14 protein-coding genes are annotated in these 16,113 nt (G+C 68.6%); 8 read left to right on the forward strand and 6 right to left on the reverse strand.

Annotated elements, in window-relative coordinates:
- Positions 1-110: 110 nt before the first annotated feature.
- Together pyrG and secG are read right to left on the reverse strand one after the other, a co-directional pair.
- Positions 111-1,754 (reverse strand): CTP synthase, encoded by a 1,644-nt coding sequence (gene pyrG / locus C5F48_RS10085; protein WP_107663784.1) that lies wholly within the window; start codon positions 1,752-1,754, stop codon positions 111-113.
- 164 nt (positions 1,755-1,918) lie between these two features.
- A complete protein-coding gene (secG, locus tag C5F48_RS10090; protein ID WP_107663785.1) occupies positions 1,919-2,572 on the reverse strand; it encodes a preprotein translocase subunit SecG in 654 nt (217 codons plus the stop codon).
- Between the two features lie 195 nt (positions 2,573-2,767).
- Here secG and C5F48_RS10095 point away from each other — a divergent pair, with 195 nt between their 5' ends.
- Positions 2,768-4,060, forward strand: coding sequence for an adenylosuccinate synthase (locus C5F48_RS10095; protein ID WP_107663786.1), 1,293 nt, complete (start codon positions 2,768-2,770; stop codon positions 4,058-4,060).
- 51 nt (positions 4,061-4,111) lie between these two features.
- Positions 4,112-4,345, forward strand: coding sequence for a DUF2842 domain-containing protein (locus C5F48_RS10100; RefSeq protein ID WP_107663787.1), 234 nt, complete (start codon positions 4,112-4,114; stop codon positions 4,343-4,345).
- Here C5F48_RS10100 and C5F48_RS10105 read toward each other — a convergent pair whose 3' ends face one another.
- Positions 4,346-5,752: a hypothetical protein gene (locus tag C5F48_RS10105; protein WP_107663788.1), complete on the reverse strand. Its 1,407-nt coding sequence runs from the start codon at positions 5,750-5,752 to the stop codon at positions 4,346-4,348. It abuts the gene before it with no gap.
- Positions 5,753-5,890: 138 nt separating this feature from the next.
- Between C5F48_RS10105 and C5F48_RS10110 the strand changes: the two genes are divergently transcribed.
- On the forward strand, positions 5,891-6,589 hold the full coding sequence (locus C5F48_RS10110) for a thiamine diphosphokinase (protein ID WP_107663796.1): 699 nt from the start codon (positions 5,891-5,893) through the stop codon (positions 6,587-6,589).
- Here the strand turns inward: C5F48_RS10110 and C5F48_RS10115 are convergent.
- Positions 6,531-7,451: a DMT family transporter gene (locus tag C5F48_RS10115; RefSeq protein ID WP_107663789.1), complete on the reverse strand. Its 921-nt coding sequence runs from the start codon at positions 7,449-7,451 to the stop codon at positions 6,531-6,533. The two genes, C5F48_RS10110 and C5F48_RS10115, sit on opposite strands and share 59 nt — an antisense overlap.
- A gap of 135 nt (positions 7,452-7,586) precedes the next feature.
- The gene (locus C5F48_RS10120; protein ID WP_170139668.1) at positions 7,587-8,507 is read right to left on the reverse strand and encodes a LysR family transcriptional regulator; all 921 of its coding nucleotides are present in this window, start codon (positions 8,505-8,507) and stop codon (positions 7,587-7,589) included.
- A 155-nt stretch (positions 8,508-8,662) separates the two neighbouring features.
- On the opposite strand from C5F48_RS10120, the gene chvE reads away from it, so the two are divergent.
- From chvE to araD, 5 genes are read left to right on the forward strand one after another with little or no spacing between them, the layout of a single operon-like run.
- Entirely contained in the window at positions 8,663-9,730 is a 1,068-nt protein-coding gene (chvE, locus tag C5F48_RS10125; RefSeq protein ID WP_107663791.1) for a multiple monosaccharide ABC transporter substrate-binding protein, read from the forward strand.
- 58 nt (positions 9,731-9,788) lie between these two features.
- Complete coding sequence (gene mmsA, locus C5F48_RS10130) at positions 9,789-11,324, forward strand: multiple monosaccharide ABC transporter ATP-binding protein (RefSeq protein WP_107663792.1); 1,536 nt, start codon at positions 9,789-9,791, stop codon at positions 11,322-11,324.
- Complete coding sequence (gene mmsB, locus C5F48_RS10135) at positions 11,324-12,532, forward strand: multiple monosaccharide ABC transporter permease (RefSeq protein ID WP_107663793.1); 1,209 nt, start codon at positions 11,324-11,326, stop codon at positions 12,530-12,532. The genes mmsA and mmsB overlap by 1 nt, the downstream gene beginning before the upstream one ends.
- Positions 12,533-12,539: 7 nt before the next feature.
- A complete protein-coding gene (gene araD1, locus C5F48_RS10140) occupies positions 12,540-13,502 on the forward strand; it encodes an AraD1 family protein (RefSeq protein ID WP_107663794.1) in 963 nt (320 codons plus the stop codon).
- Between the two features lie 37 nt (positions 13,503-13,539).
- Positions 13,540-15,282: an L-arabinonate dehydratase gene (araD, locus tag C5F48_RS10145; protein WP_107663795.1), complete on the forward strand. Its 1,743-nt coding sequence runs from the start codon at positions 13,540-13,542 to the stop codon at positions 15,280-15,282.
- A gap of 100 nt (positions 15,283-15,382) precedes the next feature.
- Here araD and C5F48_RS10150 read toward each other — a convergent pair.
- A partial coding sequence (locus C5F48_RS10150) for an L-serine ammonia-lyase (protein WP_107663797.1) occupies positions 15,383-16,113 on the reverse strand: 731 nt, incomplete at its 5' end.

Here is a 16,113-nt window from a genome sequence, read left to right on the forward strand (position 1 = left end):
GATGCCGGCCGCGTTTTCATTTGGCGGGGGTTGCGCGGTGGGTGGGGTGAAACCCCACCCTACGGGAGCTTGCCCGGTCGGCGTAGGGGTGGGGTTTCACCCCACCCGCCTCAGACCAGCCGGCTCACCTCGACCGCGGCGCGGACGAAATCGGCAAACAGCGGGTGGGGGGCGAAGGGTTTCGACTTCAGTTCGGGGTGGAACTGTACGCCGATGAACCAGGGATGGTCCTTGATCTCGACGATCTCGGGCAGGCGGCCGTCGGGGCTCATGCCGGAGAAGCTGAGGCCGCAGGTTTCCAGCTGCTCGCGATATTTGATGTCCACCTCGTAGCGGTGGCGGTGGCGTTCCTCGATCTCCACCGCACCGTAAACCTCGGCCACGCGTGAGCCGGGGGTCAGCGCGGCGGTATAGGCGCCGAGCCGCATGGTGCCGCCCTTGTCGTCGCTGTGCTTGCGCTCGACGACGTGGTTGCCCTGCACCCATTCCTTCAGGTGATAGACCACCGGGGTGAAGCGTTTCTTGCCGGCCTCGTGGTCGAATTCCTCCGACCCCGCGTCGGTCAGATGCGCCAGGTTGCGCGCCGCCTCGATCACCGCCATCTGCATGCCGAGGCAGATGCCGAGATAGGGGATGCCCTTCTCGCGGGCATATTGCGCCGCGCGGATCTTGCCCTCGGTGCCGCGCTCGCCGAAGCCGCCGGGGACGAGGATGGCGTGGAAGCCCTGCAGATAGGGGCTCGGGTCCTCGCGCTCGAAGATCTCGGCGTCGATCCATTCGGCCTTCACCCGGGTGCGGTTGGCCATCCCGCCGTGGGTAAGCGCCTCGGCGATGGATTTGTAGGCGTCTTCCAGCTGGGTGTACTTGCCGACGATGGCGACGCGGACCTCGCCCTCGGCATGGGTCAGCCGGTCCATCACGTCTTCCCAGCGCGCGAGGTTCGGCTTGGGCGAGGGAGAGATGCCGAAGGCGTCGAGCACGGCCTGGTCGAAGCCCTCGCGGTGATAGGCGAGCGGAGCCTCGTAGATCGTCTTGAGGTCGGGGGCGGCGATGACCGCCTCTTTCCGCACGTTGCAGAACAGGGCGATCTTCTCGCGCTCCTTGTCCGGGATCGGATGTTCGGAGCGCAGCAGCAGCACGTCGGGGGCGATGCCGATGGAGCGCAGCTCCTTCACCGAGTGCTGGGTGGGCTTGGTCTTCAGCTCTCCGCTCGCGGTGACATAGGGCAGGAGCGTCAGGTGGACGAAGATGCACTGGCCGCGCGGCTTGTCCTGGGCGAACTGGCGGATCGCCTCGAAGAAGGGCAGGCCCTCGATGTCGCCGACGGTGCCGCCGATCTCGCAGAGCATGAAATCGACCTCATCCTCGCCGACGGCGAGGAAGTCCTTGATCTCGTTGGTGACGTGCGGAATGACCTGGATGGTTTTGCCGAGGTAGTCGCCGCGGCGCTCCTTCTCCAGCACGTTGGAGTAGATCCGGCCGGAGGAGACGGAATCTGTCTTGCGGGCCGAGACGCCGGTGAAGCGCTCGTAATGGCCGAGGTCGAGGTCTGTCTCGGCGCCGTCGTCGGTGACGAAGACCTCGCCATGCTCGAAGGGCGACATCGTGCCCGGATCGACGTTCAGGTAGGGGTCGAGCTTGCGCAGGCGGACCGAGAAGCCGCGCGCCTGCAAGAGGGCGCCGAGGGCCGCGGAGGCGAGGCCCTTGCCCAGGGAGGACACAACTCCGCCGGTGATGAAAACGTATCGTGCCATGCGGTGGGGGCCCCCGTGAATGTCTGTTTCAGTGCTGCAATCCGGTCGCCGGAATCGCATCATCACGGGAGTCGAGATATAACCGATCGCAATGCGATCCGCAACCCGACCGCAAGATGCTGTCGTTCTTCTGGCAGGCCGATCAAAAGGTAGTGGAAGCGGGCTTAGTTGCCCGCGCCGGTCGCCGGAGCGGGCGGAACGACGGCGCCAGTGGCCGGAGCCTCGGTCGCCGGAGCGGCGGCCTCGGGAGCGGCAGGCGCCGCTGCCGGAGCTTCTGCTTCGGGGGCCGGGGCCAGTTCTGCCGGGGTCTCGACGGCGGGAGCTTCGGTCGCTGCCGGGGCAGGCGTCTCGGTCGCCGGGGTTTCCGTGGCCGGAGCTTCGGTCGCCGGAGCCTCGGTGGCCGGTGCGGCGGGCGCTTCGGTAGTCGTCGCAGGCGCTTCGGTCGCCGGGGCGGCCGCATCATCGGCGCGCGGCGGGGTCAGCGGGGCGTTGGTCGGCGCGGGCGGCAGCAGGTCGGTGCCTAGCGGCGCTTCGGGCGTTGCCGGAGCCGGGGCCGAGCCGCCGATCTGGTCGATGACCGAGGTGCCGGCCGAGTCGCTGGCGGCGAAGATCGTCAGGGTGATCGAGGTGCCGATGAAGGCCGCCGCGAGGATCCAAGTCAGCCGGGTCATGACGTTGGCCGCCGCGCGGCCCGACATGGCGCCGCCACCGCCGCCGCCGCCCATGCCGAGGCCACCGCCTTCCGAGCGCTGCACGAGCACAATGCCGACCAGCAGCAGCGCGAGGATGAGATGGACGGTGAGAACGACGTTTTCCATGCGGGCAGGGCTTTCCGGTACTGACGCGCCTATCTAGGACCAAGCGCCGATGGCCGCAAGCCCTTCGCGGCTTTCCGTCCCGATCCGCGGCCCGGCAAGGCGGGCAGCACGGCCCTTGGCGACGATTTAGCTGTTTCACCGGCGGGGGGCTGCGTCTATAGGGGAGCCGGGTTTTACTCAAGCTAAGGATCAGACATGGCCAATGTCGTCGTCGTGGGCGCCCAATGGGGTGACGAGGGAAAAGGCAAGATCGTCGACTGGCTCTCGGAGCGTGCCGATGTGATTGCGCGCTTCCAGGGCGGGCACAACGCGGGCCATACGCTGGTGATCGACGGCAAGGTCTACAAGCTGTCGCTGCTGCCCTCGGGAATCGTGCGCGGCGGCAAGCTGAGCGTGATCGGCAATGGCGTGGTGCTCGACCCGTGGCATCTGGTGATGGAGATCGACAAGCTGCGCGCGCAGGGCGTCGACATCACGCCGGAGAACCTGATGGTGGCCGAGAACGCGCCGCTGATCCTGCCGCTGCATGGCGAGCTCGATCGGGCGCGCGAGAGCCAGAATTCGGTCGCCAAGATCGGCACCACCGGCCGCGGCATCGGCCCGGCCTATGAGGACAAGGTGGGTCGCCGCGCGATCCGCGTCGCAGACCTCGCCGACGAGGCGACGCTGGCGCTGCGGGTCGACCGGCTGATGATGCATCACGACGCGCTGCGCCGCGGGCTCGGCATGGAGCCGATCGACCGCGACGCGCTGCTGGCGCAGCTGCGCGAGATCGCGCCGCAGGTGCTGCCCTATGCCAAACCGGTGTGGAAGGTGCTGACCGAGGCGCGCAAGTCCGGCAAGCGCATCCTGTTCGAGGGGGCGCAGGGCGCGCTGCTCGACATCGACTTCGGCACCTATCCCTATGTCACCTCGTCGAACGTGATCGCCGGGCAGGCGGCGACCGGCACCGGGATCGGGCCGGGGGCCATCGATTTCGTGCTGGGCATCGTGAAGGCCTATACCACCCGGGTCGGCGAAGGCCCGTTCCCGGCCGAGCTGAAGGATGCCGATGGCGAGCGTCTGGGCGAGCGCGGGCATGAGTTCGGCACCGTGACGGGGCGCAAGCGGCGCTGCGGCTGGTTCGATGCGGTGCTGGTACGCCAGACCTGCGCCACCTCGGGCATGTCGGGCATCGCGCTGACCAAGCTCGACGTGCTCGACGGGTTCGAGACGCTGAAGATCTGCGTCGGCTATGATCTCGACGGGGTGCGGCTCGACTATCTGCCGACCGCCGCCGACCAGCAAGCGCGCTGCACGCCGGTCTATGAAGAGATGGAAGGCTGGTCTGAAAGCACCGCCGGCGCGCGCAGCTGGGCGCAGCTGCCGGGGGCGGCGGTGAAATACGTCCGCCGCATCGAGGAGCTGATCGGCTGCCCGGTGGCGCTGCTCTCCACCTCGCCCGAGCGCGACGACACGATCCTGGTCACCGACCCCTTCGAGGACTGACCGGTTGCGTGGACGGGCCGTTGCGGCCCGTCCATCCTGAAAGGAGGCCGCATGGCTCTGAGCTACAAGACCCGTCGCCGTCTGTCGCTGCTGATCCTGCTGGTCGGGATGCCGCTCTATATCGTGGTGGCGGTCACGCTGGTGAACCTGCTGGAGCGCCCGCCCTTCTGGCTGGAGCTGATCATCTACGTGCTGCTCGGCTTCCTCTGGATCCTGCCGTTCAAGGCGGTGTTCACCGGCATCGGCCAGGTCGACCCCGAGGCGAAGAAGCCCGACGAGCGCTGATCAGGCGTCCTGATCCGGGTTACCGGCGGCGCGGCGGGCCGAGATGACCCGGCGCGGCCGGATCAGCGGCGGCACCGGCCGTGGCGTCGCGGGCTGGGGAGCGGGCTGGGCGGTCTGCACCGGGACGGGCCGGTCGATGCGCTGCTCCGAGACCAGCACCAGCGGGCCGGGAGGTTCGCCGGTATTGGCCGGGGTCGGGCCCGGATGCGGCCGCACGATGCGGGCCAGGTCGCTGCGATAGGGATCGATGCGGGTGGCGCTCTCCACCGGGGCGCGGCCGCCGCTCAGCCGTTCGGCCACGGTGGCGGCCACCGCGGCCTTCAGGTGCTGCAGCGCCGAGAGCCGGCGGCGGCTTTCCGCGCCGCGCATCTCGCTGTCGGTCTGTTCCAGGATCCGCTCCAGCGCCGCCTCGCCGCCGGCCTCGGCCAGCTGCCGCCGCGCCGCGCCGTCGGGACGGGCGGGCTCGGGATGGGCCTCCTCCCGACCGAGGCTCGCCAGCCGGGCGCGGGCGCGCTGCAGGATCTCGGCGAGGGCGGGGTGTTCCTCGGGCTGGGCGGTTCTCGCGAGGGGCTCCGGCGCCTCCGGTTCCTCGGCACCCGTTTCGACCGATTCCTCGGCAAGGGCTTCGACCGGCGCCGCCCCCTCGGTCTCCACGGTCTCGGGCGGCATCGGCTCCGGCTCGGCGTGGGCCAGGGCGTCGAGCGCGAGGTCGGGCAGGTCTTCCACATTCGCCGCAGGATCGGCCTCGGTGCCCTGGGCCTGAGAGGCCAGCGCATGCTCGGCGCGGGCCGGGGCGTCGGGGGCGAGGTCCGACAGCTCATTCCCCTCTATCGCAGGATACGACTCGTGCTCCTGGGCCTGCGGGTCCGGCGTGAGGTCGGCTAGGGCAGGGGCCTCAAGGGAGAGGCCCGGCGTCTCCTCGACGGTCCCCGCTCGATCGGCCTCGTGGTCCCCGGCTTGCAGGGCCGGCTCGACCTCGGACGGCAGGGTGGCCGCCGGGGCTGCCTCGGATTCCGGGGTCGGGTCGTCCGGCGTGGCGGCGGTGCTCTGCAGGGGCTCTGGGCGGGTGGCGATCTCCCGGGCGGCGGTAGGGGCGGCAGTCGGGCCGCGGCCAGCCTCCCGCGGCTCGGCGAGGGCGGCGCGTTCCGGGCGGGCGGCGGCGCGAAGGGTGACGCCGTTCTCCTCCACCCGGGCGTCGACGCGGCGATGGATCTCGCGCTCGGCGATGCGGTGCAGCATGGCGGCGTCCGGCGTCGGAGGCTCGGCCCCGAAGTAGCGGTCGTCGGCGGCGAGGTCGCGGAAATACTCGGCGATGGCCTTCATCGTGTTGAAGGGCTCGTCGAACCCCTCCAACGTGCAGGAGAAGGTGCCGTAACTCACCGTGAGGATCTTGCTGGCCCCGATCATCCAATGCTCGCTTTTCTGCCCTTGGCCCGGAGGAAGCTGATGTGCCGCATGATCATTTCCATGGACAGATAGGGGCAATTTGAAGGATTGATTGTGGCCCGACTTCGGCGACCCACCTTAATGAAGAACAGTATCTGCATGAATCAGCCGATTGTCCAATCTTCCGGAGGGGTGACGCTGATCGCCGGCGGCCCCGTGACCCGCCGCGACCTGCGCTTTGCCCTGGCCCGCGCGCCGCTGCTGGTGGCGGCCGATGGCGGCGGCGACCGGGCGCTGGCCCTGGGCCATGTGCCGGAGGCGGTGATCGGCGATCTCGACTCGCTGTCGGAGGCGGGACGGGCGGTGCTGGGGCAGCGGGTGCATCACCTGCCGGATCAGGACAGCACCGACTTCGACAAATGCCTGCGCAGCATCGACGCGCCCTTCGTGCTGGCCTTGGGGGTCGCCGGGGCCCGGATCGACCATGGGCTGGCGGTGATGAACGGGCTGGTGCGGCGGGCGGACCGGCTGTGCCTCTTGATCGGGCCGGAGGATGTGGTCTTCGCGGCGCCGCCCGAGATGCGGCTGCGCATGGCGGTGGGCGAGCGCTTCTCGCTGTTCCCGCTGGCCCCGGTCACCGGGCGCAGCGAGGGGCTGCGCTGGCCGATCGACGGGCTGGATTTCGCGCCCGACGGGGTGATCGGCACCTCGAACGAGGTCTCGGCTCCGGAGGTGCGGCTCTGCCTCGACGGGCCGGGGATGCTGGTGATGCTGCCGCGCCGCAGGCTCGACGCGGTGCTCAGCGCGCTGGCGCCGGGAGGACGCGGCCCTGCGCCACGGCGCGCTCGCGGGCGATGATGTAGAGGCCGGAGCCGGTGATGACGCCGATCCCGGCCCAGGTCATCGCATTGGGGAAATCGCCGAAGACGGCGTAGCCGAGGCCGACCGCCGCCACGATCTCGAGATAATGCAGCGGCGCCAGCGTGGCGGAGGGCGCGAATTTCAGCGCATAGGTCATGCACATGTGGCTCAGCGCCGCCCAGAAGCCGACGCCGAACAGCCAGAGCCAGTCGAGCCCCCGCGGCATCACCGGGTCGAGCGTCGGGATCGCCAGCAGGTCGGCCGCCAGCATCAGCGGCAGCAGGATCACCAGCCCGGCCAGCGAGGTGTGCAGCTGCATGGTCACCGGATGCATGCTGCGCGAGATCTGCCGGGTGGCCAGCATGTAGAAGGAGAAGAAGAAGGCGGTGCCGAGCGGCCAGAGCGCCACGAGGCCGAAGGCGGCGAGCGAGGGCTGGATCACCAGCAGCGCACCGCCGAAGCCGACCACGCTGGCGGCGATCCGGCGCGGCCCGACCTCGTCGCCGAACAGGAGCTTGCCGAGGATCAGCAGGATGAAGGGCTCGACGAAGGCGATGGCCAGCGCGTCGGCGATCGGCATCACCTGCACCGCGGCGACGAAGCTGTAGGTCGACAGGATCAGGAACACCGCGCGCAGCAGGATCATCCCGGCGAGCCCGCGCGACATGCGCCAGCCGAGCCGCATCACCAGCACCACCGGCAGCATCAGCGCCGCCTGCACCAAGAACCGCGCCGTGGTGATCTGGCCCACCGGGATCGTCGCCGAGGCGAGCTTGGACGAGACATCGAGCAGCGGCGCCAGCACGCAGAAGGCGAGCATCAGGGCGACGCCCGGCAATATGCGGTCGGTGGAGTGCATGACGCAGCGTTAGCTGGCGGAAGCGGGTGCGTAAAGGGGGAATGGCGGGAATGTGGTCGGCCGCCGGGGGCTTCGCGCCCCCGGACCCCCGCGGGATATTTTTGGACAGAAAATGAAGGGGAAGGGGCGCGACAGTCAGCCGGCGGCCACCAGATCGGCCAGCAGGTCGCGGCAGCGGGCGGCGGCGGGGGAGAGGCGGCGGTCGCGCAGGGTGATGAGCGAGTAGGGCTCCACCGTGATCCGGTCCTGCAAGGGCAGCACCGCGAGGCTGGCGTGGCCGGCGGTCAGCAGGGCGGCGACCTCCTGGCTGACCGGGGTCACCGCCTCGGGGCCTTGCAGCAGGGCGAGCACCATCAGGAGCGAGGAGGTGTTGATGACATTGCGCGGCAGGGGCGCGCCGCGGGCGAGGAAGGCCTCCTCCATGGCGCGGCGGATCGGCGAGCCGGGGCCCTGGATCACCCAGTCGTTGTCGGCGAGATCGGCGAGGCCCGGCGGGCGGGCGAAGCCGGGGTGGGCGATGTTGGCGACGATGCTGACCTGCTCGCCGCGCGCCCGGCGAAGGGTCAGCGCGCCGGGCGACATGCCGACCGGGACGCGGGAGAGGATCATATCGTGCCTGAGCGACAGGAGCCCCGCCATCAGCGTGTCGCTGGTCGAGACCTCGACATGCAGCTCCACCTCGGGAGCGCTGCGGCGCAGGTGGCGGATCGCCGGGGCGACATAGCCGACCGCGGCGCCGGTCACCGCGCCGATCCGCACCACGCCGCCGAGGCCGGAGCGCAGCCGGTCCACCTCGGCCGAGGCGTCGTTCAACTCGTCGAGGATGTTGCGGGCGCGGCGGGCGAGGCTTTCGCCGATATCGGTCACCAGCATGCCCTTGGGATGCCGCTCGAACAGCGCGGCGCCGACCCGGTCCTCGGCCTCGGCCAGAGTGCGCGAGGCGGCGGGCTGGGTCATGCCGAGGAGGTCTGCGGCGACCGAGAGCTGGCCCTGCTCGGCGATGGCCGCGATCAGCCGCAGGTGCTTGAGGTGCAGGCGGGCGGCGAGGGCAGACATACCGGTTTCCATATGCAGATCATCCGAAATCACATTTGCACGGTATGGTTTCCCGCGTCTACTCTGCCGCTACGGATCAGCATGGTCCGGCGACAACAGGCACTGGAGCCGCGGGAGGAGAAGCCGCCGGCAGCCAGCGTCAGGGGAGGACAACCATGAAGAGTTTCACGTCGGTTCTGGCGTCGCTTGCGCTTGGGGCCGCGGTGTCTGCGGCGCCTGCGCTGGCGCAGGACAAGGGCACCGTCGGCATCGCGATGCCCACCAAATCCTCGGCCCGCTGGATCTCGGACGGCGAGTCGATGGTCGAGCAGTTCACCGCGGCGGGCTATGCCACGGACCTGCAATATGCCGAGGACGACATCCCGAACCAGCTTGCCCAGATCGAGAACATGATCACCAAGGGCGTCAACGTGCTGGTGATCGCGGCCATCGACGGCACCACGCTGTCGAACGCGCTGGAGAATGCCGCGGCCTCCGACATCAAGGTGATCGCCTATGACCGGCTGATCCGCGACTCTGGCAACGTCGACTATTACGCCACCTTCGACAACTTCAAGGTGGGCGTGCAGCAGGCGACGAGCCTCGTGAACGGGATGAAGGAGCGGTTCCCGGATGTGAAGCCGTGGAACGTGGAGCTCTTCGGCGGCTCGCCCGACGACAACAACGCCTTCTTCTTCTACGACGGCGCCATGTCGGTGCTGCAGCCGATGATCGATGCGGGCGACATCGTCATCCCCTCCGGGCAGATGGGGATGGATCAGGTCGGCACGCTGCGCTGGGATGGCGCGGTGGCGCAGGCGCGGATGGATAACCTGCTGTCGGCGAATTACACCGACAAGGCGCTGCATGGCGCGCTCAGCCCCTATGACGGGCTGTCCATCGGCATCCTGTCGTCGCTGAAGGGCGTGGGCTACGGGTCGGGCGATCTGGCGATGCCGATCGTCTCGGGTCAGGACGCCGAGCTGCAGTCGATCAAGTCGATCATCGCGGGCGAGCAGTATTCGACGGTGTTCAAGGACACGCGCGAACTGGCGCGGGTGACGGTGGGCATGGTCGATGCGCTGCTGCAGGGCGGCGAGCCGGAGATCAACGACACCGAGACCTATGACAACGGGGTGAAGGTGGTGCCGTCCTACCTGCTAGAGCCGGTGTCGGTCGATGCGACCAACTACCAGCAGATCGTGATCGACTCGGGCTATCACAAGGCCGAAGACCTGAAGTGACGCGCGCAGGCCCCGCCCCCGCGCGGGACGGGGCCGCCTTCGACGAATGGAATGCACCATGGTCCCCATCCTCGAGATGCGCGGCATCACCAAGACCTTTCCCGGCGTCAAGGCGCTGGACAACGTGACCCTGAGCGTAGTGCCCGGCGAGATCCATGCGCTGGTGGGCGAGAACGGGGCGGGCAAGTCGACGCTGATGAAGGTGCTGTCGGGCGTCTATCCGCATGGCAGCTACGAGGGCTCGATCCTGTTCGAGGGCGAGGAATGCCGCTTCGCCGGCATCCACGACTCGGAGGCGAAGGGCATCATCATCATCCATCAGGAGCTGGCGCTGGTGCCGCTCCTGTCGATCGCCGAGAACATCTATCTCGGCAACGAGATCACCCGGCGCGGCGTGATCGACTGGCAGGAGACCTGGAAGCGCACCGAGGCGCTCTTGGCCAAGGTCGGCCTGCGCGAGAGCCCGCAGGCGCGGATCGACACGCTGGGGGTGGGCAAGCAGCAGCTGGTGGAGATCGCCAAGGCGCTGTCGAAGAAGGTGAAGCTCCTGATCCTCGACGAGCCGACGGCGGCGCTGCAGGAAAACGACAGTGCCACGCTCTTGGAGCTGCTCCTTGAGTTCAAGGCGCAGGGGATCACCTCGATCCTCATCAGCCACAAGCTGAACGAGATTTCCCGCGTCGCCGACCGGCTGACCGTGCTGCGCGACGGGGCTACCGTCTCGGGGATGGAGCGGGGCGAGATCACCGAGAACCGGATCATCCGCGACATGGTGGGGCGCGACATGGCGCATCGCTATCCGGCACGCGAGCCGCGGATCGGCGAGGTGCTGATGCAGGTGAAGGACTGGTCGGTCTGGCACCCGTTGCATTCGGACCGGCAGGTGATCCGCGATTGCAGCCTCACCGTCCGGCGCGGCGAGGTGGTGGGCATCGCCGGCCTGATGGGCGCGGGGCGGACCGAATTCGCCATGAGCCTGTTCGGGCGGAGCTGGGGCGCGAAGATCAGTGGCGAGGTGACGATCGGCGGCAAGCCGGCGGATCTGAGCTCGGTGCCCGCCGCGATCAATGCCGGGCTTGCCTATGTCACCGAGGACCGCAAGGCGCTGGGACTCGTGCTGGACGAGACCATCCTGCGCAACACCTCGATGGCGAACCTGCCCGGCGTTTCCAGTCGGGGGGTGATCGACGCCAACCGCGAGCGGCGGGTGGCCGAGGATTACAAGAGCCAGCTGAACACCCGCACGCCGACGGTCTTCCAGCGGGTGGTGAACCTTTCGGGAGGCAACCAGCAGAAGGTGGTGCTGGCGAAATGGCTCTTCACCGATCCCGATGTGCTGATCCTCGACGAGCCGACCCGCGGCATCGACGTGGGGGCGAAGTTCGAGATCTATTCGATCATCAACACGCTGGCCGATCAGGGCCGCGGGGTGATCCTGATCTCGTCGGAGATGCCCGAGCTGCTGGGCATCTGCGACCGGATCTACGTGATGAACAAGGGGGCCTTCGTCGGCGAGTTCGACCGCGCCGAGGCCAGTCAGGAGCGGATCATGGAGAGCATCATGGCCGGTGACCGCGTGGCGGAGGGCAACTGATGGCGGATGTCGCGAAACCGCAGGACAGCCGGTCGGCCATGACCTATCTGCGGCACCACATGCGCGAATACGGCATGTTGCTGGCGCTGGTGGCCATCATGGTCTTCTTCCAGATCCAGACCGGCGGCACGCTGATGCGGCCTGTGAACCTGACCAACCTGTTCCTGCAGAACAGCTACATCATCATCATGGCGCTGGGGATGCTGCTGGTGATCGTGGCGGGGCATATCGACCTGTCTGTGGGCTCGGTCGCGGGCTTCATCGGCGCCTTCGCCGCCGTCGCCATGGTGAACTGGGACCTGCACCCGCTTGTCGTGATCGTGCTGAGCCTCGGGCTCGGCACGCTGATCGGGGCGGCGCAGGGCTATTGGGTGGCCTATTGGAAGATCCCCTCCTTCATCGTGACGCTGGCGGGGATGCTGGTGTTCCGCGGGGCGACGCTGTGGCTGTTGAACGGCAAGTCGGTCGGGCCGTTCTCCAAGGGGTTCCAGTCGCTCTCCACCGGCTTCGTGCCCGACTTCCTGCCCTTCGTCGCCCCGATGCTGGGGATGGAGCGGCTGAACGGCTTCGCGCTGGCGGTGGGGGTGGCGATCGTCGCCGCGATCCTCTGGCTGCAGATCGGCGCCCGGGCGCGGGCGGCGGCCTACGGCATGGCGGATGAGCCCTTCGGCTTCTTTGTCGGGCGCAATCTGGTGGTGGGGGCGGCGATCCTCTATGTCACCTGGCTGCTCGCCACCTTCCGGGGCATCCCGAACGTGCTGGTGACCATGGGCATCCTCATCGTGCTCTACATGTTCGTCACCAACTCGACCACGGTCGGTCGCCGCATCTATGCGATCGGCGGCAACGAGAAGGCGGCGAAGCTGTCGGGCATCAAGACCGAGCGGCTGACCTTCCTCGCCTTCGCCAACATGGGGTTCCTCGCAGCGCTGGCCGGGCTGATCTTCGCCGCGCGGCTGAACACCGCGACGCCCAAGGCGGGGGTGTCCTTCGAACTCGACGTGATCGCGGCGGTCTTCATCGGCGGGGCCTCGATGTCGGGCGGGGTGGGGACCATCGTCGGCGCGGTCGTCGGCGCCTTCATCATGGGGGTGATGAACAACGGCATGTCGATCATCGGCATCGGCATCGACTATCAGCAGGTCATCAAGGGGCTGGTGCTGCTGGCGGCGGTGATCTTCGATGTCTACAACAAATCCAAATCCTGAGGACCTTATGCATCTGAGCCAGTTGATCGGTGGCGGCGTGATCTGCCGCGAGGGGACGACCGCCTTCGCGGTGCCGGGGGCGGGGACGATCCTCGAGCTGGCGCAGGAGGCGGTCGCCACGGGCGGGCGGCTGGCCGAGGTGGTGGCGGCGCGCGGGCAGGGCGAGGCGGTGGATCTGGCGGCGCTGCTGGCGGCGGGCTGGCTCGACTGCCCGCTGCGCCATCCCGATCCGGCGCATATGCATGTCACGGGCACCGGGCTCACCCATCTCGGCAGCGCCTCGGTGCGGGATGCCATGCATGCCGATGTCACCGGCATGACCGACAGCATGAAGATGTTCCGCATGGGGATCGAGGGCGGCAAGCCCGCCGATGGCGTCGGCGTGCAGCCGGAGTGGTTCTACAAGGGCAGCGGCGTCATGGCGACGGGGCCGGGGCAGCCGCTGGTCTCGCCGTCCTTCGCGCTGGACGGCGGCGAGGAGCCGGAGATCGCGGCCTTCTACCTGATCGGAGAGGACGGCACGCCGCACCGGATCGGCTTCAGCCTCGCCAACGAGTTCTCCGACCATGTGACCGAGCGGATCAACTATCTCTACCTCGCCCATTCCAAGCTGCGCCCGGCTTCCTTCGGGCCGGAGCTGCTGGTGGGCGACCTGCCCGCCGACGTGCGCGGCATGAGCCGGGTCCGGCGCGACGGCGCGGTGATCTGGGAGAAACCGTTCCTGTCGGGCGAGGCGAACATGTCGCACAGCCTCGCAAATCTGGAACATCACCACTTCAAATACGGGCTCTTCCGCCAACCGGGCGATCTGCATGTGCATATGTTCGGCACGGCGACGCTCTCCTATGCCGATGGCATCCGCACCGAGGCGGGCGACGAGTTCGAGATCGAGGCGGAGGCCTTCGGCCTGCCGCTCACCAACCGGCTGACGATTGCTGCGGACGATGTTCCGCAGGTGCATGTGCTCTGAAAGGACAGGCGCGGACCGCGCTGCGAAAGGATTGACGATGACCTTCACCCCCGCCCCCTGGCCCCGCAAGCTGCGCTCGCAGGAGTGGTTCGGCGGCGCCACCAAGGACGCGATCTATCATCGCTCCTGGATGAAGAACCAAGGCCTGCCCGCCGACCTGTTCGACGGGCGTCCGGTGATCGGCATCTGCAACACCTGGAGCCAGCTCACCCCCTGCAACGCCCATCTGCGCGATCTGGCCGAGCGCGTGGCGCATGGCATCTACGAGGCGGGCGGGCTGCCGATGGAGTTCCCGGTGATGTCGCCGTCGGAATCGGCCTTCCGGCCGACGGCGATGATGTTCCGCAACCTTTGCGCCATGGATGTGGAGGAGAGCCTGCGCGGCCAGCCGATCGACGGGGTGGTGCTGCTCGCGGGCTGCGACAAGACCACGCCCGCGCTCTTGATGGGGGCGGCGAGCGTGGACATTCCGGCGATCCTCGTTTCGGGCGGGCCGATGCTGAACGGCTATTTCCGCGGTGAGCGGGTTGGATCGGGCACGCATCTGTGGAAATTCTCCGAAGCGGTGAAGGCGGGCGAGATGACGGCGGCGGAATTCGTCGAGGCGGAAGCCTCGATGAGCCGGTCGGCCGGGGCCTGCAACACGATGGGCACCGCCTCGACCATGGCGAGCATGGCCGAGGCGCTGGGGATGGCGCTGTCGGGCAACGCGGCGATCCCGGCGGTGGATTCGCGGCGGCGCGTGATGGCGCATCTGACCGGGAGACGCATCGTGCAGATGGTGAAGGACGATCTGAAACCCTCCGACATCATGACCCGCGCCGCCTTCGAGAATGCGATGCGGGTGAACGGTGCGATCGGCGGCTCGACCAATGCGGTGATCCACCTGTTGGCCATGGCCGGGCGCGTCGGGCTCGACCTGACGCTGGATGACTGGGACGTGCAGGGGCGGGACATTCCGACCATCGTCAACCTGATGCCCTCGGGCGCCTATCTGATGGAGGAGTTTTTCTATGCCGGCGGCCTGCCGGTGGTGATCCGCATGCTGGGCGAGGCGGGCAAGCTGAACCGCGATGCGCTCACCGTCTCCGGCGGCTCGATCTGGGACGAGGTGAAGGAGGTGCGGAACTGGAACGAGGACGTGATCCGCCCGGTGGAGCACGCCCTGACCCAGCAGGGCGGCATCGCGGTGCTGCGCGGCAACCTTGCGCCGGATGGCGCGGTGCTGAAGCCTTCGGCCGCCACGCCGCATCTGATGCAGCACCGGGGAAGGGCGGTCGTCTTCGAGGACATCGACGATTACAAGGCGCGGATCGAGGACGAGGCGCTGGAGATCGACGAGACCTGCGTCATGGTGCTGAAGAACTGCGGCCCGCGCGGCTATCCGGGCATGGCCGAGGTGGGCAACATGGGCCTGCCGCCGAAGGTGCTCAGGAAGGGGATCACCGACATGGTGCGGATCTCGGATGCGCGCATGTCGGGCACGGCCTACGGCACGGTGGTGCTGCATGTCTCGCCCGAGGCGGCGCGCGGCGGCACGCTGGCGCTGGTGCGCAGCGGGGATTTCATCGAGCTGGACGTCGCCGGGCGGCGGCTGCATCTGGAGGTGTCGGAGGAGGAGCTGGCGCGGCGGCGGGCGGAGTGGGTGAACCCGGTGACGCGGCCGAACGGGGGCTATGCGCAGCTCTACCACGACCATGTGCAGGGCGCCGATACCGGGGCGGACCTCGATTTCCTCGTCGGCTGCCGGGGCAATGCGGTGGCCCGCGAGAGCCACTGAGACAGGGGCGGGAGCGGTTTCTTCCGCTGCCGCCGCTCGGGGGGACGGCCCGGACGCCCCGCAGGGGGCGTCCCCTCGGACAAGCGCGGCGGTCAGGCCCTCAGCAGTTCGGCACGTTGACCGCCAGCCCGCCCAGCGAGGTTTCCTTGTATTTCTCGTGCATGTCGCGGCCCGTCTGGCGCATCGTCTCGATGCAGACGTCGAGGCTGACCAGATGCACCCCGTCGCCGCGCATGGCGAGGCTGGCGGCGGACACCGCCTTGATCGCGCCGAGGCCGTTGCGCTCGATGCAGGGCACCTGCACAAGCCCGCGGACCGGGTCGCAGGTCATGCCCAGATGATGCTCCAGCGCGATCTCGGCGGCATTCTCCACCTGTTCGGGCGTGCCGCCCAGAACGGCGGCCAGCCCCGCCGCAGCCATCGCCGCCGCCGAGCCGACTTCGGCCTGACAGCCGCATTCCGCGCCCGAGATCGAGGCGTTGTGCTTCACCAGCCCGCCGATGGCGGCGGCGGTCAGCATGAAATCCCCGAGCCGGCTGATCGAGGCGCCCGGCACATGGTCGAGCCAGTAGCGGATGACGGCCGGCACCACCCCCGCCGCGCCATTGGTCGGCGCGGTGACGACCTGACCGCCCGCCGCATTCTCCTCGTTCACCGCCATGGCGTAGAGGCTCATCCAGTCGTTGATCGTATGCGGCGCGGTCATGTTCAGCCCGCGCTCGGCCAGCAGCGCCTCGTGGATGCCACGCGCCCGGCGCCGCACATGCAGCCCACCGGGCAGGATGCCGGTGCCCTCCATGCCGCGGCTGATGCAATCGGTCATCACCTGCC

It is taken from the genome of Cereibacter changlensis JA139, from assembly GCF_003034985.1.
Lineage (GTDB): Bacteria > Pseudomonadota > Alphaproteobacteria > Rhodobacterales > Rhodobacteraceae > Cereibacter > Cereibacter changlensis.